General features: G+C 34.7%; 12 protein-coding genes and 1 pseudogene. 6 read left to right on the top strand and 7 right to left on the bottom strand.

Annotated elements, in window-relative coordinates; all coding sequences use genetic code 11:
* Window positions 1–430: 430 nt before the first annotated feature.
* A pseudogene (locus tag MF1_RS06795) lies at window positions 431–681 on the bottom strand (phage tail protein); the annotation flags it as partial.
* A gap of 9 nt (window positions 682–690) precedes the next feature.
* Window positions 691–852: a hypothetical protein gene (locus MF1_RS03000; RefSeq protein ID WP_161510431.1), complete on the bottom strand. Its 162-nt coding sequence runs from the start codon at window positions 850–852 to the stop codon at window positions 691–693.
* A gap of 377 nt (window positions 853–1,229) precedes the next feature.
* Here MF1_RS03000 and MF1_RS02995 point away from each other — a divergent pair, with 377 nt between their 5' ends.
* From MF1_RS02995 to parE, 4 genes are all read left to right on the top strand, one after another.
* The gene (locus MF1_RS02995) at window positions 1,230–1,874 is read left to right on the top strand and encodes a LemA family protein (RefSeq protein ID WP_161510430.1); all 645 of its coding nucleotides are present in this window, start codon (window positions 1,230–1,232) and stop codon (window positions 1,872–1,874) included.
* On the top strand, window positions 1,874–2,725 hold the full coding sequence (locus MF1_RS02990; RefSeq protein ID WP_161510429.1) for a TPM domain-containing protein: 852 nt from the start codon (window positions 1,874–1,876) through the stop codon (window positions 2,723–2,725). Before MF1_RS02995 ends, MF1_RS02990 begins: the two co-directional genes overlap by 1 nt.
* Window positions 2,726–2,877: 152 nt before the next feature.
* A complete protein-coding gene (lipB, locus tag MF1_RS02985; protein WP_011179408.1) occupies window positions 2,878–3,615 on the top strand; it encodes a lipoyl(octanoyl) transferase LipB in 738 nt (245 codons plus the stop codon).
* A gap of 83 nt (window positions 3,616–3,698) precedes the next feature.
* The gene (gene parE, locus MF1_RS02980; RefSeq protein WP_161510428.1) at window positions 3,699–5,756 is read left to right on the top strand and encodes a DNA topoisomerase IV subunit B; all 2,058 of its coding nucleotides are present in this window, start codon (window positions 3,699–3,701) and stop codon (window positions 5,754–5,756) included.
* Between the two features lie 20 nt (window positions 5,757–5,776).
* On the opposite strand, the gene recJ is transcribed toward parE, so the two are convergent.
* Window positions 5,777–7,561 (bottom strand): single-stranded-DNA-specific exonuclease RecJ, encoded by a 1,785-nt coding sequence (gene recJ, locus MF1_RS02975; RefSeq protein WP_161510427.1) that lies wholly within the window; start codon window positions 7,559–7,561, stop codon window positions 5,777–5,779.
* Between the two features lie 290 nt (window positions 7,562–7,851).
* Between recJ and rplM the strand changes: the two genes are divergently transcribed.
* Complete coding sequence (gene rplM / locus MF1_RS02970; RefSeq protein ID WP_161510426.1) at window positions 7,852–8,316, top strand: 50S ribosomal protein L13; 465 nt, start codon at window positions 7,852–7,854, stop codon at window positions 8,314–8,316.
* A gap of 2 nt (window positions 8,317–8,318) precedes the next feature.
* Window positions 8,319–8,804, top strand: a complete 486-nt coding sequence (gene rpsI, locus MF1_RS02965) for a 30S ribosomal protein S9 (protein ID WP_014924109.1) — start codon at window positions 8,319–8,321, stop codon at window positions 8,802–8,804.
* 323 nt (window positions 8,805–9,127) lie between these two features.
* Here rpsI and MF1_RS02960 read toward each other — a convergent pair whose 3' ends face one another.
* The 4 genes from MF1_RS02960 to MF1_RS02945 all read right to left on the bottom strand — a co-directional run bounded on the left by MF1_RS02960 (window position 9,128) and on the right by MF1_RS02945 (window position 21,654).
* Window positions 9,128–9,493, bottom strand: a complete 366-nt coding sequence (locus tag MF1_RS02960) for a response regulator (RefSeq protein ID WP_011179413.1) — start codon at window positions 9,491–9,493, stop codon at window positions 9,128–9,130.
* A gap of 2,671 nt (window positions 9,494–12,164) precedes the next feature.
* Window positions 12,165–14,912 (bottom strand): autotransporter outer membrane beta-barrel domain-containing protein, encoded by a 2,748-nt coding sequence (locus MF1_RS02955; RefSeq protein WP_161510425.1) that lies wholly within the window; start codon window positions 14,910–14,912, stop codon window positions 12,165–12,167.
* A gap of 3,689 nt (window positions 14,913–18,601) precedes the next feature.
* Window positions 18,602–19,996 (bottom strand): amino acid permease, encoded by a 1,395-nt coding sequence (locus MF1_RS02950; protein ID WP_161510424.1) that lies wholly within the window; start codon window positions 19,994–19,996, stop codon window positions 18,602–18,604.
* A gap of 1,298 nt (window positions 19,997–21,294) precedes the next feature.
* Window positions 21,295–21,654: a hypothetical protein gene (locus MF1_RS02945; protein ID WP_011179417.1), complete on the bottom strand. Its 360-nt coding sequence runs from the start codon at window positions 21,652–21,654 to the stop codon at window positions 21,295–21,297.
* Window positions 21,655–21,991: the final 337 nt, after the last annotated feature.

Here is a 21,991-nt window from a genome sequence, read left to right as displayed (position 1 = left end):
ATCTTACTATGTTCTTATGTATAATACTAAGTCTTAGACGTGAAAGACGTCCATATTGCCTCTCTTACTTTTTCCCATTCGAAGGTGTCCCCGTTATCTTAGTTTCTAATTGATGTTGATTCCACAATAATCCTAAGATCAAAGGTGCCAATACCCCCTAGAATACCTATTGCTCTATCAAAGTGATGCATGTGCAGAGTACAACCTCTTAATGACTCTATTTCTTGCTTTATGATATCATATTAAAGGAGTTCGTTAGAGTAACAATCTGTAGTAGCATTAAAGAATAGCCGTTGTGATACAGATTCAATGCCTTTTTCTGCATTCACTACAATTGCACAGTCTGCTAAAACAGCCATCGCATGTTAAGAACAGATGAGATCTAGGCTCATATCCTTTAGCTCTACAAAAAGGTGCTTTGCTGGTATCTTCATGGGTATTGTCCCTCTTGATATCGTTCTTGCAGTTTCCCCCCATCAAAAAACGGCAAAAGACTGATTGAATAGCGAATGCGTTGTGATTGACCAGAGCGACTAATATAATCGTGATTTTTGCTAATATTGGTGATCAGCACGGCTTCACGTATCAGTGCACTGTAGGTATATCATTAATCCAACGGATCATCTAAACGGACTTGGCTCTTTGAATGGTTTTGGGAATGGCAGTCATTCTGTTCCCCCATACAATGCATTAGCTTGAGCCCATTGCAAAACATGACTGACCGGCATGACCGGTCATAGCAGGATCACGCGCGCTATGGACATACACCATAACATTTTGATGATGATGAACGGCAAGGTCTTTGTCTCTTTGCTCTTTTACAGGGAAATTTGCATGATTAAGTACCCGCAAATTGTGGTAAATAGGCTTGGATTTTGCCCCCGAACCAACTTGGGCACTTATATTTTTTAACTGTTAGGGTAAGATTTTCAAATTTTTATCTCCAGAATCCTCTAAGCTCATCCAAAACTTTTTCTCCTATTGTTATCTCTAAAACATAAGTGATTTCTTAATCAAAAGGCAGGAAGAGCTTAACCTGTTCAAGCATAATTGACACTTAATATTTACACAATATAAGTTATTATTTTAATATTAACCAATCACTTAAACACAATAGAAACTCATAAAGACACGTTTTTTTCATCAAATGTTTTTTATAAAATTCACAGTACTTTTCATCGAAAAGATACATCCTATATTACACATAAAATAGCTGCGGAGATATATTTATGTTAAATGTACGAACTGCTTCAATTAGACTTTCTTATCCTGTAATTAAAATGTTAAGACGATTCTTAATTGCTATTTTCTTAGCATTTTTAATACCATCTTTAAGTGGCTGCGAGTTTAATACGATACCAACGAATGAAGAAAAAGTACGTGCAACATGGAGCGAAGTATTGAATCAATATCAACGTCGTGCAGATCTCATTCCCAATCTCGTAGAAACTGTCAAAGCTTACACATCCCACGAACAAGCTGTTTTTACAAATGTTGTCGAAGCACGTGCAAAGGTAGCGCAAGTAAATATTAATGCCGATATGTTAACTGAGCCACAAATAATGCAGCAATATCTCAAAAATCAAGCAAATTTATCAAGCGCACTTTCGCGTCTTATGGCTGTTGTTGAAAATTATCCTGATCTCAAAGCAAATCAGAATTTTCTCGCTCTTCAATCACAATTAGAAGGAACTGAAAACCGTATCTCTCTTGCTCGCCGTGATTATATCGAATCAGTCCGTATATATAATACTAGCCTAAAGACAATGCCAACAATGCTTTGGGCAAAATTATGGTTTCGCGATGCAAAACCTATGCCAACATTTACTATCGATACCAATAGCGAACAAACACCAAAGATCAATTTTAATTGATGAAATCCTTTCGATATTTTACGCAACACAATGTTTTTCCATCTTTATGTGCTTTTATGGGCTTTCTGTATTTGGTTGCTGCATTGGGAAATGTTGCTTGTTCACAAACAAAATTTTCTCCCTTAACTGGCTATGTTAACGATGTGGCTCATTTGCTCGATAATACAACAAAGGAAAATTTAACAAAACAATTAGCTGTTCTCGAAGAAAAAACTGGAGATCAAATTGTTATTGTTACTCTCCCTACCCTTTCAGGAATTGATATAGAAACATACAGTAATTCTCTTTTCCGCACATGGAAATTAGGTCAAAAAAAGATCAATAACGGTGTATTGCTATTAATTGCACCAAATGAACGCATAGTACGTATTGAAGTGGGGTATGGTTTGGAAGGCACACTAACAGACGCCACTTCTGCAGTCATCATTAATACCTTCATTCTTCCCAATTTTCGTGAAGGAAACTATCAAAAAGGCATTGTCGAAGCAGTTAATGCAATTATCAAAGTCATTACAGAAAATAACTCTTATTTTTCTTTTAGAATCAATGAGAAAAATAAAAATATTGAAGAAAAACGTAAACAAGCTAAAAAAGAAGAAATGGTCACCAATGTAATCATATTTTTAGTTCTTTTTATAATGGTTGGTTTGCCCATTCTTGCAATGATTTTTGGGAAAAAAATAGGCCCACAAAGATATCTCTGGATGGGTATCGTCTTTACACCTTGGTTTTTAAACTTAAGTGCTAGCGGCAAACGCTTTAGTGGAATCTTTGGTAGTCATTCAAGAGGAGGGAGATTCAGGGGTGGCGGTGGATCATCCGGTGGGGGTGGTGCGACAGGAAGATGGTAAAATGAGCGTAAATTGTTGGGCGTAGCGAATTTTCTTAAGATTAAAATTCATTATCATATTATCTCAATTTTAATAAACAATTTCATATCTTACTCTGCAATTACGTTTACTAACTACAACACAAACTGCGAATACCAAAATAAATATTACTCATGCCATTTGAATTGAAACGTCCTGATCGTAATCACTTACTACATCACTTTAAAACAATCCCCGGCAATCCACCTGTTGAATGGAAAATAAGTAATAACTTGATCGAGTATCCTGAAGCACTGCATTATATGCAAGAGCATGTAGAAAACATTTTTGCACAAAATGCGCCTGAACAGGTTTGGCTTCTTGAACATCCTTCCCTTTATACAGCTGGCACAAGTGCGAAGAAAAAAGACCTTTTAGCACCTCATTTATTCCCAGTTTATGAGGCAGGCCGTGGTGGTGAATTTACATATCATGGTCCAGGGCAACGTATTGCTTATATTATGCTTGATCTTAAACGCCGAAGACAAGACATCCGTGCCTTTATTGGTGCATTAGAAGAATGGATCATACAGACGCTTGCAAAATTTAATATTAAAGGCGAACGCCGCGAAGATCGGGTTGGTGTCTGGGTTAAACGACCCAATTACCCATTCACACAAAGCGGTTTCTCTCCCGAAGATAAAATCGCAGCTATTGGAATCCGTGTACGCAAATGGGTCAGCTTTCATGGCGTTTCCATCAATGTTAATCCTAATCTAGCGCATTATTCAGGGATTGTTCCCTGTGGAATCACAGAGCACGGTGTAACCAGCTTTCTTGATCTAGGTTTCTCTGTAACAATGCACGATATTGATATTGCTCTGAAACAAGCATTTGAACAAATTTTTGGTCCAACAATTGATGTTTCTTAAGTGCATTGATTTTTAAATAAAAAACAGGCATAAAATTTATTTTTATTAAGATTTTATTTTAATGAGGTAGATAATCAAACGCCATGAGCGATAAAAACAAAGATCTTTTTAGTATTTTAAATAAGGCTCAATCTCAGATAAACACAAAAGAAAAAAATCTGAAGCCTTCAATGAGCTCAGAAGCAATGACTTCGAAAAAAGATACGCAAGAAGATAACTATAATGCCCTCTCTATTCGCGTGCTTAAGGGCTTAGAGCCCGTACGTTTACGCCCTGGAATGTATATTGGTGGAACAGACAGTAAGGCACTGCATCATTTGTTTGCTGAAATTATTGACAATGCCATGGATGAAGCGGTGGCTGGTTATGCAGACTTAATTGACGTGTCCTTAGAGAAAAACGGTTATTTAACTGTTACAGATAATGGACGCGGCATTCCTGTTGAAAATCATCCTCAAATGTTGGACAAATCTACTCTTGAAGTCATTATGACGCAACTCCATTCAGGTGGAAAATTTGATGGAAAAGCTTATCAAACTGCTGGTGGGTTACACGGAGTAGGAATTTCTGTCGTCAATGCTCTTTCTGATGATATGGAAGTTGAAGTAGCACGAGAACGAAAACTTTACCGACAACGCTTCTCACGTGGTATTCCTCAATCTAGGTTGGAAGATTTGGGTTATGTTTATAATCGTCGTGGTACACGCGTTCGGTTTCATCCTGATAGCGAAATTTTTGGCGAAAAAGCAGCTTTTGATCCAGAAAAAATTTATGAGATGGCGCGCTCCAAGGCCTATCTTTTTGGCGGTGTAAAAATTCGTTGGAATTGCGATCCTGTCATACTTGAAGGAACAAAGAATATTCCCGAAAAAGCTGTTTTCCACTTCCCTGATGGACTTAAAGATTATTTACTCTCGTCACTGAAAGATGAATATCGGGTAACATCGGAAATTTTTTCTGGCAAAACAAAACACTATAATGATCATAGCTCAGTTGAATGGGCTATTGCTTGGCATGGTGGCAATCCTTACGTACAGTCTTACTGCAATACGATTCCTACCAGAGAAGGAGGAACACACGAAATAGGACTGCGTCAAGCTCTTTTGCGCGGATTGAAATCCTATGCTGAGTTAATAGGCAACAAGCGTGCTGCTGTTATTACATCCGATGATGTTATGATTTCAACGGCTGCAATACTTTCAGTTTTCATCAAAAATCCTGAATTTGTTGGACAAACCAAAGATCGATTAGCAACAATCGAAGCACAGCGTATCGTTGAGAATGCAATACGCGATCCTTTCGACCATTGGCTGACAAATTCTCCACAAGAATCAACAAAACTTCTTGATTGGGTTATTGAGCGTGCTGAAGAACGCATCAGACGACGCCAAGACAGAGAAATAAACCGAAAAACTGCTGTACGTAAATTACGTCTCCCCGGTAAACTGGCAGATTGTAGCCAAAACTGTGCTGCTGGTGCGGAATTATTTATTGTTGAAGGTGACTCGGCTGGTGGTTCCGCTAAACAAGCACGCAACAGAGCAAACCAAGCAATTTTACCTCTTCGTGGAAAAATCTTAAATGTAGCCAGTGCTGCACACGAGAAAATGAACTCAAGCCAAACAATTGGTGATCTTATACTTGCTCTTGGATGTGGAACGCGCTCTAATTATCGCGAAAAAGATCTCAGATATGAACGTATTATTATTATGACAGATGCGGATGTTGATGGTGCTCATATTGCCTCACTCCTTATTACCTTCTTTTTTCAAGAAATGCCGGATCTTATTCGTCAAGGACATTTATACCTTGCTGTCCCTCCCCTTTACAGAATATCGCAAGGGGGAAAAGTCGCTTATGCACGTGACGACACCCATAAGAATGAATTGCTAAAAACTGAATTTACCGGAAAAGCTAAAATCGAAATTGGACGTTTTAAAGGACTTGGAGAAATGCGCGCTGAACAGCTTAAAGAAACGACTATGCATCCTCAAAAACGTACACTGCTACGCGTTTCTATTGATATAGCAGAAATGCAAGAAACTAAACATACAGTAGAAAGCTTAATGGGAACGAAATCAGAAGCACGATTTCGATTCATACAAGAAAATTCTACTTTTGCTTCCAATCTAGACATCTAATTTTCAAAAAAATATCTCGCTCAAACCACTGCTGCTGCGTCAATAACGCGCAGTTGTGGATTGATAGTTCCATTCCAATAATTCAAACTAAGATTACCAGCCACATGGATCATTTCACCAATATTTTCAGAAAGAAAGTAACCAAGCGGTGTTCCCATAGCACGAAATGCTATTCCTTGCAGTTTTTTTCCTTCCATATTAGAGATAACAAGGCGAAGATGCCCTTTTCCAACTTCACACAGATTAATTAACCGATGAGAGGGAAGAACAAAAACCGGTGTAGTATTCCCTGAACCAAATGGCCCTGCTTTTTCGATCATATCAAAAAGCGCTTGATTGGCACCAGAAGCAGAAAGACAACCATCTATGCTAAGAGATTTTTTAGCACGCAACCGTGAAACCATTAAAGAAACTTTTTTTTCCAGCCATTCTCGGAAGATTTCAATTTTTGTCGATTGGATCGTAATTCCAGCTGCCATACTATGTCCCCCACCCTTTTCTAATAAATTTAACATAACAGCTTCACGAACAAGTGCTCCTAAATCTATACCCTCAATGGAGCGTCCTGATCCTACACCGCTTCCATCCTCTTTCAAAGCAATGGAAAAAACAGGACAAAAAAAACGTTCTTTTAAACGGGATGCAAGAATACCAATAATTCCTGGATGCCATTCTTGATGAGCAATCACAATTGACATTGGTGTTTCTCTTTCTTGATAAAGGGAATCAATATAAGATTCTGCTTGTGCTAATTGAACACCCTCCATTTCTTGGCGTTCTTGATTAAGACGATCCAATCGTTCTGCTATTTTGTCAGCTTCGTCTTTATCCTCACAGCAGAGCAAACGCGCGCCCAAAGCCTGGTCTCCAATACGCCCTCCTGCATTAATTCTAGGACCTAACAAAAAACCTAAATGAAAACTATTGAGTGGCTCATCTATATGCGCAACCTTTGTTAAAGCTGCTATCCCGAAATTATGCATGGAACGAGCAACTTGGAGTCCTTTAACCACAAAAGCACGATTAACACCTTGTAATGGAACAACATCACATATGGTTGCCAATGCAACAAGATCAAGCATACTGAGAAGGTCAGGAAGCTTCTCTCCAAACTTTTTTTTTCGCAATAAATGATTAACCCACGCTAACGTAACAAAGACAACACCAGCAGCACATAAATGCCCCTGTCCAGAAAAATCGTCCGGGCGATTAGGGTTGACCAGTGCAACAGCTTCCTGATGAACCTCTGTCATTTGATGATGATCTAAAACCACAACATCAGCACCTTCCAACCTAGCTGCTCTTACTGCATCTGGACTGTTCGCGCCACAATCAACGGTGATAATCAAATGAGCACCTTTTTGTACTAACATCCTCATTGCTTGTTCATTTGGACCATATCCTTCAATAATACGATCAGGAATATAAATTTTTACTTCTATTTCGAAATAACGTAGAAAGCGCGCTATGAGGGCTGATGAACACGCACCATCAACATCATAATCACCAAAAACAGCAACCTTCTCTTGATTCAGAATAGCTTTAACGATGCGCTCTGCTGCGCATTGCATATCCATAAAACTTTCTGGATCAGGCATTAGCGTGCGCAAGGTTGGATTGATAAAAGCTACAGCTTCAGATTCATCTACATCTCTTGCCGAGAGAACACGCGCTAACGCATCTGGAAAACCAAATTTTTGAGAAATAGCACGTGCATTATTTATTCCCTGAATATCAAGGGCATCTAACCAAGCCTGACCACAGGCAGAAGATTGAACATTGAGAAAATAATGGAACCGCTGCATTACTATTTATTTTACAATGAAAGCGAATAAAATACAATTAAGAATTAAAGATGAGGCACTCTTTGACGGCATCCATTCTCGCTTAAAATTATGCGTAAGGTGCTGCAAATATTTAGGCTTATAATACTTCAATAATAAGATACTGTTTTACAGTATTTATTTTCTCTTGACGTAAATCGAAAGACATTATATCAGAGCAGATAATAGTTAAATATTTCGCTTGATAACAATTTTCAACGCAAAGCAACAAAAATGCCCTCAGTTAAAGGGTTTTAATAAAGGATACTTCTATGGCAACTTTTTCACAAAAGCCAACTGAAGTGGTGAAAAAATGGGTTATTATTGATGCAGAGAACCTTGTTTTAGGTCGTCTTGCCACATTCGTTGCTAACCGCTTACGTGGCAAACATAAAGCCACATTTACTCCACATATTGATGATGGTGATAATGTTATTGTAATCAATGCAGATAAAATAGCTCTTACTGGCAAGAAATATACAGATAAAAAATATTATTGGCATACCGGCTATATTGGTGGAATCAAAGAACGCACCGCACGTCAGATTCTTGAAGGACGTTTTCCTGAACGCGTTGTTGAAAAAGCTGTAGAGCGTATGATTCCTCGTGGACCGCTTGGTCGTCGCCAATTGAGGAATCTACATGTTTATGCTGGAAGTCAAAACCCGCATGCGGCGCAACAGCCCAAAACTCTTGACGTTGGTGCTTTAAACCGCAAAAACAAAAGGATTGCTTGATTATGGCTGAAATTAATTCTCTTTCTGAGCTTAGCGTAGTAACAAGTCTTACAGAAACTCATGAAAATGTCGTTCCTATCCATGTACAAAAGCTTGATTCACAAGGCCGTGCCTATGCAACAGGAAAACGTAAAGGTGCTGTTGCCCGCGTGTGGGTAAAACCAGGCTTCGGAAAAATCACCATTAACAATAAGGAATTTGACAAATATTTTGCACGTCCTGTTCTTAGAATGATTCTTCGTCAACCAATTGTTGCAATAAACAGGGATACCCAATTTGATATTATTGCAACCGTTACAGGTGGTGGTCTTTCTGGACAAGCTGGTGCAGTACGCCATGGTATTTCTAAAGCTTTAACCTATTACGAGCCAGAATTTCGCACAATCTTGAAAAAAAGGGGCTTTCTTACCCGCGATAGCCGTGTTGTTGAACGTAAAAAATATGGTAAAGCAAAAGCACGTCGTTCTTTCCAATTCTCAAAGCGTTAGGTTCAATTTTTGCACCCTTCATAAGGCCCCCCTCTGTTTGTATGGGGCTTTTTCTCTGCTAAAGCGGATTTTTTGGAAAAATATACGACCAGTTTATATCTGTCGGAAAAAAGTAGAGATGTATAAGGAATTAACTTCTTTTTAGGGAAAAATTAAGAAGATATCGGCTAGAAAAACTCTGAATTCTCAGTTTTCATTTTCAGGATCTGTGCTTTGATATTCCAAAATACCTTATGCGCTAACCCACAAAAACATCTTCAATATAACGCAGCTACTTCATTAGCTTTTTTTAGTGTCTTTTTCTACTATCACTTAAAAAAGTTTCAGTCCAAAAAGCGCTTTACCATTGCGATAAAATGGGGAACGGAAATAGGCTTTGACATGTATTCTTCACAACCACTTGCACGAATTCGCTCTTCATCCCCTTTCATAGCAAAAGCTGTTACAGCAACAACGGGAACAGATTTAAGTACTTCATCCTCTTTTAATTGTTTAATGACGTCGATCCCTGATACCTCAGGTAACTGAATATCCACAAGGATAAGAGAAGGCATTGATGAACGAGCCAAATCTAATGCCATAAGACCATTACGTGTTTCAACGGTTTCATAGCCGCTCGCTTCTACAAGATCACGGAATAACTTCATATTCAGTTCATTATCTTCCACGATCATGACTTTTTTTGACATCAGTATAACTCCATCGTTCTAAGATAAAATAAGATAAATAGAAATTCATTAGACATTATCTTTTAGCTAAGATAAAATGATGAAAAAAATTATAAACGACAAAGAAATTGAATAGCTCGTGATAAAAGCATTTTTTTGCAAACATTTGTAATGCTAATCGTGATGCTTCTTAAGTTCATAAAATGAAATCCACAATAACTGTAAGATTGCGTTATCGTATATTTTTTAAATTTGTCTGCAAAGTTTATTGATATCCCAATTAACTCATATGACTTTTCATTGCAGAACAAATATTAATCACGGAAATTAGCTCAAATGAGCGTTTTAAATAGGAAAAAATGATTAAGTAAGTTTGATAATACATAGATTTTTTGGTTATTAAGCAATCAGATTTCATATTTCAAATCAAAACGCTTATTATTTTGGTATTTCATACACTTTTGTTATACATCAATACAGTTATTCAATAAAAAATCAAAATAGAGGTTATCTATGGATTTTAAACAAAATCTTAGAATAGATTACACATGCAATTAATGCATTGTAAATGCAAAAACGGTAATCCCACTAGAAAGTGAAGAATTTCATTATAAACGCTTAATATTTGCCCACAATTTATTTTTCCTCTTTTATAATTTTTCAAAAAGTTTTTATAAGAATCTATGAATTGCATGCAAAAAATTTTTCAGTCTTTTTTAATCTCTACATTATCAAGCACATTGCTTGCATCACCAATAATCAATAACATTTGTAATAACTATTTGCTTCTTCAGAAAAATTGCAAAAATAACTTTATTAATATATTAAAATATATATAATATTCTCTACAAAAATAGAATTAAATAAATAATAAAATATATAAATAAAAATTTTATAAATGTTAATACATTAAATTATTATACATAATATCTTAATTTTCACTTTTAATATAATATTTTATATAAATATAATTCAGGTAAATATATAAATTATATTTATATAAAATAATTAAAAAATATTAAATATGTATATAAAATATAAAATTTACAAATAGATAAATTAAAATTATAAAGAATATTTCACTAAAATCTATTTCACTTAATTTTTATTTTTGTATATAAAAATATAAATTTGTAATATATAATATATATTTATCTAAATTGCAAATTATTTTATTTAATAATAAAAATTAATATTAATATAAATAATAATATTTTCAAATAATTATAATTTTATATTTTTACAAATTCGCTATTTAAATATGTAAGAAAAGATTAAAAAAATAAATGCGATTTTAATACTGTTAAAAATATATATCGCTACACAAGTGGCGATAACAATATCGACTTTAGAAATATCTTTATGGATATTCTGTACAAATTAAAATCGGCACACTGGCTTTACCAATTAAAGCACTCAGTAGTTTTATTCATAAAACCAATATTAGTCCCTATCATAAGTCCATGCGATTCTTCCCTGAAAAGACTTTTAATCCCGCCTTTCAGTTCACCTTTAGTGAGATTTTTCATGAACCTAGTTTCTGCTTCTGCTAGCGCTCCTATAAAATATCATCCCTGGTTACACTAGTACTTAATCCCAAGGAGCACATTTTTCAAAGAAACCTTTTGAATATGAATTACCGTGTGAATCACTAGATGGACTTGAGATACCCATTTTAATTCACTTTTTTCTATTAAAAATTATATCGTAATAATACAATTTAAATTTCTATCATGCCATTTAAATAAATTTGAAACATAATTTCTAAAAATATAAATAAAATACTATATTTAATAAATAATTATATTTAATAATTAAAAATATATTTTTAATATAAAATTTATCATTAAATTATTACTTCTTATATAAATTAAAAAAATTCTTTTTATAAAGAAAATTTGATACATCCATGCTATAATAAAAATGTAAATGAAGAAAAAATAAAAGACAACAATGTTACTGAAAGAAATATTGATGAAAAGCTAGGAATTCCTAAACCACTCCAAACTAAGAACCAAGAAAAGATTGCATCTTCTCCAATAGTGTTGGCAATAGTTTTTCTTACACGCTATAAATTTTTCGTATATCCAACACGGCGCTCAAAGAAAAACTTCCTCCCTCGTCTGTTTTTCCTCCATAATTTTCATTTTCATACAATCGCCGAGTAATAGAAAAAATGCACATACCCCGCACTCACTCTATATTATGGATGAGAAGAGATTTGTGCTCAATATATTTAATACAAGCCTTCTCTTTCCACAAAAAAACATCAGAAAAATTTCCACACTATACGACCGTCTTCCAATATAAAACGAACAATTAACCCGCTACCAGTTAAAGTGGATGTTTTGTAAAAAAAATTTTAATGTCTTGTTTGTAATATCTATCTCAGTTGCAATGAAGAATTATAATTTCTTCAAAACTATTTTTTGCACCGATATTCTATAAGGATGAGCTTGTAACGAAACATTGTCATTTAATTTATGCATTCTTATCGCATTAATTCATTATTCTTATCGTGTTTAGTGAAAAAGTGTTTAATAAATGTCATACCTATTTTCACCACTTCAAATTTGAATAGCCTCTTTGTAGATATGACAACTTTTTCTAAAAACCAAGCAATTGAATCAGACATTAAAAAATAAAAACACCATAAAGCTCTCATCTTATTTACAATTTTTCAAAGGATTGACTAAAAATGATAACGCAATCCACCAGAAAAACGAACTCCAGAAAAACCAGCCTTAGTAAGCTTATGTTGGTAGATGAGATCACTGTGAAGTGCAATTTTTTGAGACAATTGCGAATTAAAACCCAATCCAACTTCTAAGGAAGAACCAAAAGATCCCAACTGAAACGCATCTTTAAAGTGTACAAATTGTTTGCCTCCAGAATAATTAACAAAATGAAGCTTGCTGTAAAAAGAAATGACACGATCTTTTTCAGATTCTGCAAGAGTCTTAATGAAATGCGCACCAACACGCATTATCCATTGATCAGATTTTCCCATCGCAATATCAAAACCGTCAATATCACGAGCCTTATGAAATTGAAGATTTTGATAAATAAGCTGAACCTGCGGGTCAAAAATAAGACCTTCATACCTTGTTATAAACGCTTTACCAGCAGACAAAGAGATATTCAGAGGATTCGCCTTTAATTTTGCTGTTTTACCTCGTGTAAGAGTAAGAATATCACCTTCAAACAGGCCATAGGATAAAAGACTATGCATATAAAAACCAACGTCATGTTCTATACTACTATATGCTGTAACTGACCATTTGTTAAATGTGCTTTTTTGACTGTGTGCAACATCCCGAGGCTGCAAAGAAAGTTTTCCGTGAGTCCCCACAAGCCCAAAGGATGTAATTCCGTATGCGCTTTCCGCTCTTTTGAGCAAAATACCGACTTTTAAAGCATTATAGTCAAAATTGCCTCCGTACCCATATTCAAGTGCAGAAAGGTCTGAGATATAAAGATAACTTCCGCCATAACAGTGAACAAACAAAGCAGCAGTTTCATCGATTTTTAACAGCTTACCGAAAACAGATTGCATAGTTTTTAACTGTTCGTTTTGATTACTGATATCTACCAATCCAGCATGAAAAAAAGCATTTGGCAAAAGAAGATAGGTCGGAACTTGCGGGACAACATCCCTTATCCTTAGCTCAGAATCAGCTACAATAGATGTAGTCGAAGTAGGCTGAATATATTTACTCTCGAGGCGGAAATCCCAAAAATCTCCATCGCCCTTAACTAATCTTTGTGCAGTCTGTGCGTTCCCACGAGAAGAACTTGGACCATAGGCGTGAAGATAATATTGGTAAGGCAAACCTTCCAACGCGATATAAGCACTATTCAACTGAAAAGAATCTTCCGCTGCTTTTCCAGAAACTTGAATAATTGAAATACTTTGAGCATTTTCATCGTCTACTACCTTCCCCTGATTGCCTGCAACAAATTGCACATAGACTGTAGTTTTTCCAGAAACATCACCATGAATCAAAAGCCGGTCAGTCTTTTGATTATTGAGCGAACCATCATCATTGAGATATGTATTGAGATAAAGACTTGCACTATCCTGCGCACTGTAAACTTCTTCCCCTCCTTTTCCAATATGAAGTGTCTGGTACTCCTGAAACATTGGAGTTTCGAAAGCAATAACACTATCAGAAAGTCTTACAAATGAAATGGAGGAAATTACATGGTTTGAGACTTGCTGATTTATTTTTTTGCTTTTTGTCAAAACCCATTTTGTCCCTCCTGTCAAATAAAGTTCAGCAACAGAATCATCAGCAACGCGAGTACCCCCTGTAAGCAAGGAAGAATTAGCCAAAATCACGACAGAAGATCTCTTCTCAGCGGTTAACAATAAATCACCAGAGATCTTTGTGCCTGCGGTTACTGCAATATAACCATTACTTTTTTCACTATGAATAGCTACACCATCTAGAACCTCAAAAGTCGCCTTTTTCAAAAAAACAATTCCTTGTTTGTATTCATTGTTTCCTTTATCCATATCAAAATGCATACCATGTTTGCTACCTATCACTGTAATTGTCGAGTCTTCAATATTAACCCGCGAAACCAAAATGTTTCTTTCCCGGCCGATACTTAATTGTGCGTTAACATCTAATCCCATCCATAAAGCACGAACACCAGCCGCAGTAACATTGGTATTCTTTAAAGAAATAGAACCATACGGGTTTACATTTAAAACTGCATAAGGAAAGCCGTCTTCTTTATTTGCATTTTTTTGACTTTTTGCAGTAAGAGTAACACTATCTAAAGTTGCACTACCTCTTGTACCCACATAAAGGGCGGCCGCATCCATTACATCAATCGATCCACCCATCATCTTAATATCTGCACCAACATCACTTAAAAGAGCCGCCTCTTGACCAACGTCCTGACCTTCCACTTTAATTTTGACATTTGTTAAAACAACAGATGCTCCCTGCTTCTCCGCATAAACACCCGCCTGAGAACTCTTAATCGATCCACGATTCATCTCAATCGTTCCACTCTCAGCCCTCAGAGCTGTTGATACATTTTTAAAGGTTGAATCGCTCAAAATAACGCTCCCACCTCGCGAAGCGACTACACCATAGGTATCTTCTTCTACACCAACAGTGCCTTCAACTTTTAGACGTATGACCTGGATAACTGTATTTGGCTCCTGTGCCACTATGACAGCAGACGATATAAAAAAATCATCACTCCCATTCTTTTCTTCAGAAGATCCAACGAAATTATACACTTTATCAATTATTGTATGTTTTGCACCATCACTGCATCTATAAGGTAATTTTTCTCCCCCACATGAAAGTGATACAGACGAAGGAGAACGTGCCTCAACATTCATGTTTGATAAAAAAAAGAAAATAGCTGCTGTAAAAACGCGCGAATATAAGCGATTTTTCGACACTCTGATTATCATTTCTTTTCAAACTTTTTTTTCTCAACAAAAAATGCAGGAAAAAAGCAAACCACTGTTTTAAACATGATAAGTATGAAATAAGTAACATTTACTACTCATCTCACTACCGCAGTACAGATAATACGTTTTGTATTTTATGTAAAGCGAGAACAAAAAAATAGAAATCATAATTTACGCTGGCAATTTTCTAAAGAATTGGTTCCAAATACAGTTAAGAACAGTAAAGCAAAACGCCAGAAAAATAGTCTCAATAAGCTTATAATAGTAAAGAAAAGCACTATAAAATATAAATTTTGAAAAGATTTAAATATGAAAATTACATCCAGCTTCTTAAAAATACAGAAGGAACCAAAAAAGAAAACACATAAATTGTTTTATAAAAACTACGAAAAAGATAAAATATACGAGAAATGGGACAACAAACATCTCTTTAGTTGCGAAAAATTCTGGAGGGGAACACTCACCAATATACATTGCAGCAGAGATATATCGCATTTCAATATCAAAGCTATCAATACCTGAAATGAAGATTTGGATAAACAAATAGAATCTTTGAATCAAAACAAGGCTCCCTTAATGCCCTATCATAAATTCTTCACCATTGGTCAATGAAACCTTTCAGAATATGCTATTTAATGCTGCCGTCTTGCCTCATCCAAAGATGAAGACATGATCTCTAAACAGACAAGATAAAAGACTACTCACGTAAAAATTAACGTAAAACTGTAAATCTCCAGAAAAAAATCTACGATACATCAGAGTATTCACCATCTTGAAATTGAGATGTCATCGAAGTAAAATATCTCACCAAAACCAATTCTATTGATGAACCACCCTAGTTTAATAAAACCATTTTTACATCAAGTAAGTTTTGATAAAAAAGTAGTGAATGGGAATACCCGCACAGTTCAGACCGTTAATAATACCATTGCCAATTTGTAGCCTGCTGATGGACTTCACCTGTATTGTGGTTAAAAGAGCCATTGTTTTTTTAGCTCTCTCTCCGTTAGTGCTGTTCATCCAGTTACTTCCTCAAGAATGTGTGTGACACTAATGATCTTTTTTATAAAGCTTTTTTCATTTTCTGACGTTTTCTTTCATTCTTAAAGAGTCATCAAGCATGTTCCTATTTCGTTGCATTAATCACGCCAGAGGTGTCATTTTCGATAAACTGCTGATATCTGGCTACCATCAGATTAACTAAAAACGAGTCACTTCTTGGAGCTTGTGAAAAGTAAGCCCCCTTTTGTATCCTGCAATTTATATCGATAACCTGTGTTACTCATGGCACTCATGAACTGATACAAACTCGATCACACGTGAATCCATCTCTTCGGGAGAAGAGTAAACTAATTTCCAGCCACATGTGACAGTGCTTGTTAAACCGTAGACTGATCAAAAACTTGGGTTTTTCCCATAATGCCAAAATCGATTAAGATGGTTGATTACAATATCTAACCATGCTTAAATAAAGCTATTCCACCTAATAATTTCAGGATTTTCTTCATTTTCTCCTCCTTCAATGGGTTTATTTACGATGAGAAGGCTTGTAAACTTGTTAGTATTTTTTCCTCGTTGGCTAAGATAGTTCAGGACTGAATTGAAATGGTGGATTGAAGAAACAATCCCGCACAGGAAAGAAAAAAAGAATGTGAGGACTGTTGCCCATCACCAGCAGAAAGACTTAAGACTCACATCCCAATGCATTTTTATAGGTTTTCAAAAAGAGCTATTTAAAGTGCTGCTTGACAGTTCTCTGAGATATGACAGCGCCAAGCTGACAAATGGGAAGATTTTCTTCTTAAAAAGTATAACACTCTCCCCTCATTTATCTTTATACAGAATCCTGCTTGGACCATACAAGCATAAATTGTTGCTCTTGCATTGATCCTTACTCCTATTTTCTGATCAATGTCATAAGGCGTTGGCATTCTGCATTCTAACAATGCCCTTTTATCTCAATCTGATCGACACTAAGCTTCTTTCACAATGTATTAATATAGACTCTGAGGAGATTGTCCTACGTTACATCCGGTCTTATTGAACAGAACTATGCACTGAAAAATCTTAAAGCTTATTTTATTTTTTCTCCCTGAATATTTTGAATAAATTAGTATACGGTTAATTGAACCGTAGAGCATTCTGTATTTTTATCAGCACGCCCAAGACAGTTATGAACGCTGTTAGAGCTTGATTAATTGTTTGATTAAGATTTATATTAACGAGACCGATATATTTCCCAGCATAAGGATCCATAGGTTTTGCGATAGTGCGCTTTTTTTTAATGCACACCCTCAACCAAAACGCGATGAATCGCAAAGCAATATCCGTCACCAAAAACTCCTCCCTGATCCCCATCAGAAGAGGGAAGCATTGCTTAAAAGGAATTAAGGCGCGTAAATTCTCAATCTGTTGTAGTCTTTGCTACTCAGAATGTTTGTGTATAAAATCATCTGTAGCTGAGCGCCTATAAAAATAGCCGAAGATTGAGCAAAAACTGAAACGACATTCAAAAAATTTAAGAATAGAAGGGCAGCAAAAAAAATCCTGTAGGGGCACTTTCAGCTTAACAATAGAAAAAAAACATTACAAAATTCCCCTACATTTATAATTTAAGCGTTGCTAAAAATCGTCTAAAAAAAATTAAATCCTGACCGAGTACCTTTTAAAAAATAAAAATGATCACATCCATACTTGCCTTCTTAAAAAGCATACATACCTTCGCATCCAAATGAGGACACGCGCAGTATCCTGTGCTCTCTAACAAACTGTAGTAAAATTTGTTCGCCATATCTGTTGTCATCAAAGCTGTACAAAATCGTCAGGCAAAGAGATATTCAATGCGACATAATCATCAAGAAAGAAGCAGCTTATTTTCTACCTTTGCTGGCATAATGAATCTGATAGCTATAGAAAAAACTATTGTACCTTCATTACTATTTTAGATTTACTATCTTTGTAAAATTTTGCATCGTTTCACTATTTTCCCTCCTTTTATCAAAAGTTAGTGGGCGTATAATAGCTAAACTCATCCTAAAATTGTTTTATTGATAATCCCACTTTCTACTGCCATCAATATAGCTTATTATATAGTAAACTAAGTAGAAAAATATACATAATGGGTAAACTATAGAAAAAATTTTAACATCACTCATAACTATTATTAATATCTAAAACGATATTCTTAAAGAATCAAAAAAATAATAATTTAATAAAATTAATATATTTTATTCTATAATATAAAAAATATTAATTTATTTGATAGTTGTAGTAAAAATAATTATAATATATATTTTATAAATTTATTTCAAAATGAAAATAATATCCGTATTTAAATTTAAAAATTTATAATAGTCCTTTTATTACTCTTCTATTATGAAACAATACTTCAAAATAGATTGGGGAAAGCTATCCATTAATTTTCACAACATTTTTGTATCCGGTAAAGCTTTTAAGGCCGCACTAATAACGATTAAAGTTAGGGAAATAAATTTATGACATTGGTAATTGTCAATAATCCTGTCAGTCTTTTATAGCTGTCTCTACTTTATTTGATTGAGCAGCTATCATCAGCAATGGCCTACAGACAGCTTTCAAACAAAATGTGGATTGGTAGATTATTCCAAATCTTTGGCAGAGCCATATTGGATATCCTTCTACTATAAAATCACCAGACTTTTATCTCTGGCTTAATCCTTATTCGTATAAGGGTGCATTTTGTTCTTTTTCGAATTATAAAATTTAAGTGCATAGAAACAAATAACGAGCCAAGAAATCCAACTAACACCTACAATTAAAACTGGTCGCGTATCATCGAAAAACCATAACAGAACAAAAATAAAAACTATAAATAAGACAGAAAAAATTGATCCTATCGGCCAAAATGGAATTGGAAATTTTAAACTACATTGCACCTCTTTAGGCATTTTAAGCCGCATAAAAACTTGCGAAAGTAGTATCATCATCCAAACGAAAACTGTGGCAAATGTTGCCATTGCCGCAATGAGAAAAAAAAGCCGATCATGATAAAAATAATTAAGGACAACACCAAAAAGAAAAATGGCAAAAATCAATAAAATAACAAAAATTGGTATACCATTTTTTGATAAATATTGAAATTTCTTCGAAGCATAACCTTCCTGCGATAACCCATATATCATGCGACCAGCACCATACATTCCACTATTCATTGCCGAAATAGCGGCTGTAACGACAACAATATTCAGAATATGAGCTGCTGATGAAATTCCAAGCCTTTCAAAAATTGAAACGAAAGGACTCTCCATAAAGCCAATTTCATTCCAAGGATAAAGTGACATCAAAATGGTTAAAGTCATGATATAAAAGAGCAAAATCCGAATCGGAGTAGAATTAATGGCCTTTGAAACAGTCTGTGTAGGATCTTGCACTTCCATCACTGCCATTCCGATAATTTCTATGCCACCAAAAGCGAAGATAACAACACTAAAGCAGGCCAAAAAACCAACCCAACCATGGGGAAAGATACCACCATTTTTCCATAAATTATGAATACTAACAGTAGAGGAAACTGTACTTATACTCGAACCACAGAAAATAATTGCTATTCCTAAAACGATGATAGCAATGATAGCAATAATTTTGATGGAAGATAGCCAAAACTCTAGCTCACCATAGACTTCTACTGCAGCCAAATTAATACCGGTAATGATTAATGTAATGCTAAGTGCCCATATCCAAGGTGCAACATCGGGATACCAAAACCCCATATAAGTCGCAAAAGCCGTGATATCAGCCAAACCAACGAGAACCATCTCAAAAACATATGTCCATCCTGTTAAAAAACCAGCCAACGGCGATATATAATTTGCAGCATAACGAGCAAAAGAACCCGGCAACGGATTATGGATAATCATCTCACCAAGAGCCCGCATAACCATAAAAATAGCTAAACCAGCAACACAATAAGCAATCAAAACACTTGGACCAGCAAGCTTAATCGCTTGCGCAGATCCGTAAAAAAGACCTGTTCCAATAGCAGAACCAAGAGCTAAAAAGATAACCTGGCGTTTGCTCATCCCACGTTTAAGTTCACTTGATACCATTTCTTTCCTTCTTCAAAATGCCCCCTCCTTCATAAAGGTAAAATTTGTAGCTTCATGAGCATTGAAGCCGATTGAAATCTGAAAAGTCTTTCTAATGTGAAGGATTTAAAATTTCTATTGCTCCATTTTCACAAAAGAATACAGCATCATAGGGGCTAAAACGCATAAAATCACTTTAGGCGATGATGCAATAAACGCCGATCACAACAAAAAAACTGCACTCTTCTGCCCTCTTAATTTTAAAGAGCCATTGATGATAAAAAAACCTCTATGATGTTACTTCACGCATCATTATAGCACTTAAGTTCAATGATTTTCGCACCTAGCAAAAAAAACTCAATGGAGCAAGCGCCTTTAAAAACTTAATTTAATAGTTTTCTAAGTGTTGCTTAAAACCAATTTTATTTCATCACCATCAAAACATACAATTGAACAGCTAATATAAAAAAATAAGTTTTTTCATTCAGGATTTTTAAAATATTAAATCTTCAATTTAATATCCGATTCATAAAAAAACTTGTAATCTATAATATGAAAATCCCTTTCCATTTTCTAAAGCATTTGTTCACAATTTTCTACTGTCAAAAACTTTATTGCAAAATTTCCAAGAGAAAATGTTTTTATAGAATAAACATCTTGAACAAAGAGAAGCTTTTAAAAAACCGCTTTTTCTCTTTATAAAATCAACTTCATAATCAATCACAGCTAAAACGTAGATAATGCTCACGTGCATTTTCTAATAAAAATACACATCTCACATCAATAACAGTACCCTCTTCACTGTCACAACAAATACCGATATGGAAACTGAAATATTGACTAGAATGCACACGACAATGTTAGCTTCATAGATGAATAAAGCCTCATGATTTTTTGTTGAAGATATATTAAAAACCATTGAACAATGGCCCTTCAGATACTCTATCGTAGTGATAAAAAAATACTTTTATTGCGAGTTGTTCAGCTTCTTTATCGTTTATAAATCTTTTATCTCTTTTTTAAGTCAAATGATAATGCAGTTTTTATAATTATCACTTAATTCATTTTCATATTCTCTATTTTTTGCAGAAAAAATGTTAAATTTGATATAATATTAATTGCAACGCTTTTTCCGTTTAGAGAAATAGAAACTTAAAACTCACATAACTACCTTTGGGAATAAATGTATTAAAACTTTCTATTAGCACCCTAAGCAAACTCTCTATTGCTTTTTATTTTTATAACGATCATAAATTGTGCAAAAATAGCCCCTAAACCAACTTTTGACAGAAAAGGAAAACCAATTTAAATAGCTTAAATCAACGATAAAGTGAAGCTCGCCAATTTTGAAAAGCCTGAGAAAGTGCAGATTCAGCCCACCTCTTAAAAAAAACACCAACTCTAAATATGAATTTCTCAATAAAAAGAGCTATGGTGGCTATCATAACTTTTTCTATTATAGGAGATCTATCCTTTTCTCTAGAATTTTTATCTGAAATGCGAACAATATCCATATTTGTCATCCGAACCTGAACAAGCATATCTTTTTCCTGTACTACCATAGTCATAAATACACCATCTTGAAGCCTGCCCCTCCAAAGATTTGCATTAACTTCCATAATTTGCGAAAAACAAAAAATAAGCATTATTAAAGTAGATAATGTGCAGACTTTAAACATTTTTTCCCCTTTATTTCAATTTTAAAATATAAAAAGTAAATTTAAAACATTGCAAAGGATGTTAAATAAAAGAAAAATACACAATAAGTCTGTTAACTTTACTAGATGTGATCACACAATACATCATTTATAAATGGTAAAACTATAATAAAATAGTTGTAAAGTCCAATTTATAATTTGTGACCTTATTAAAGGATAGACTAACAATAGTCATCTAAATCATCTAAAATATCCCCAAAAGCACTTCTCTCAATATTAGCTTTCATAAACTTGTACTGATAAATCAGATCACCATGAGTTGTAATCTTAGGAGATAATTAAGATAATGGAGCACGAA

This window comes from Bartonella quintana (assembly GCF_009936175.1).
Lineage (GTDB): Bacteria > Pseudomonadota > Alphaproteobacteria > Rhizobiales > Rhizobiaceae > Bartonella > Bartonella quintana.
This window is presented reverse-complemented; position numbering and strand designations above follow the sequence as displayed.

Bases quoted from the DNA above. Each gene is read 5' to 3' on its own strand.
- MF1_RS02995 (WP_161510430.1), top strand. From the start codon at position 1,230: ATGTTAAATGTACGAACTGCTTCAATTAGACTTTCTTATCCTGTAATT.
- MF1_RS02990 (WP_161510429.1), top strand. From the start codon at position 1,874: ATGAAATCCTTTCGATATTTTACGCAACACAATGTTTTTCCATCTTTA.
- lipB (WP_011179408.1), top strand. From the start codon at position 2,878: ATGCCATTTGAATTGAAACGTCCTGATCGTAATCACTTACTACATCAC.
- parE (WP_161510428.1), top strand. From the start codon at position 3,699: ATGAGCGATAAAAACAAAGATCTTTTTAGTATTTTAAATAAGGCTCAA.
- recJ (WP_161510427.1), bottom strand. From the start codon at position 7,561: ATGCAGCGGTTCCATTATTTTCTCAATGTTCAATCTTCTGCCTGTGGT.
- rplM (WP_161510426.1), top strand. From the start codon at position 7,852: ATGGCAACTTTTTCACAAAAGCCAACTGAAGTGGTGAAAAAATGGGTT.
- rpsI (WP_014924109.1), top strand. From the start codon at position 8,319: ATGGCTGAAATTAATTCTCTTTCTGAGCTTAGCGTAGTAACAAGTCTT.
- MF1_RS02960 (WP_011179413.1), bottom strand. From the start codon at position 9,493: ATGTCAAAAAAAGTCATGATCGTGGAAGATAATGAACTGAATATGAAG.
- MF1_RS02955 (WP_161510425.1), bottom strand. From the start codon at position 14,912: ATGATAATCAGAGTGTCGAAAAATCGCTTATATTCGCGCGTTTTTACA.
- MF1_RS02950 (WP_161510424.1), bottom strand. From the start codon at position 19,996: ATGGTATCAAGTGAACTTAAACGTGGGATGAGCAAACGCCAGGTTATC.
- MF1_RS02945 (WP_011179417.1), bottom strand. From the start codon at position 21,654: ATGTTTAAAGTCTGCACATTATCTACTTTAATAATGCTTATTTTTTGT.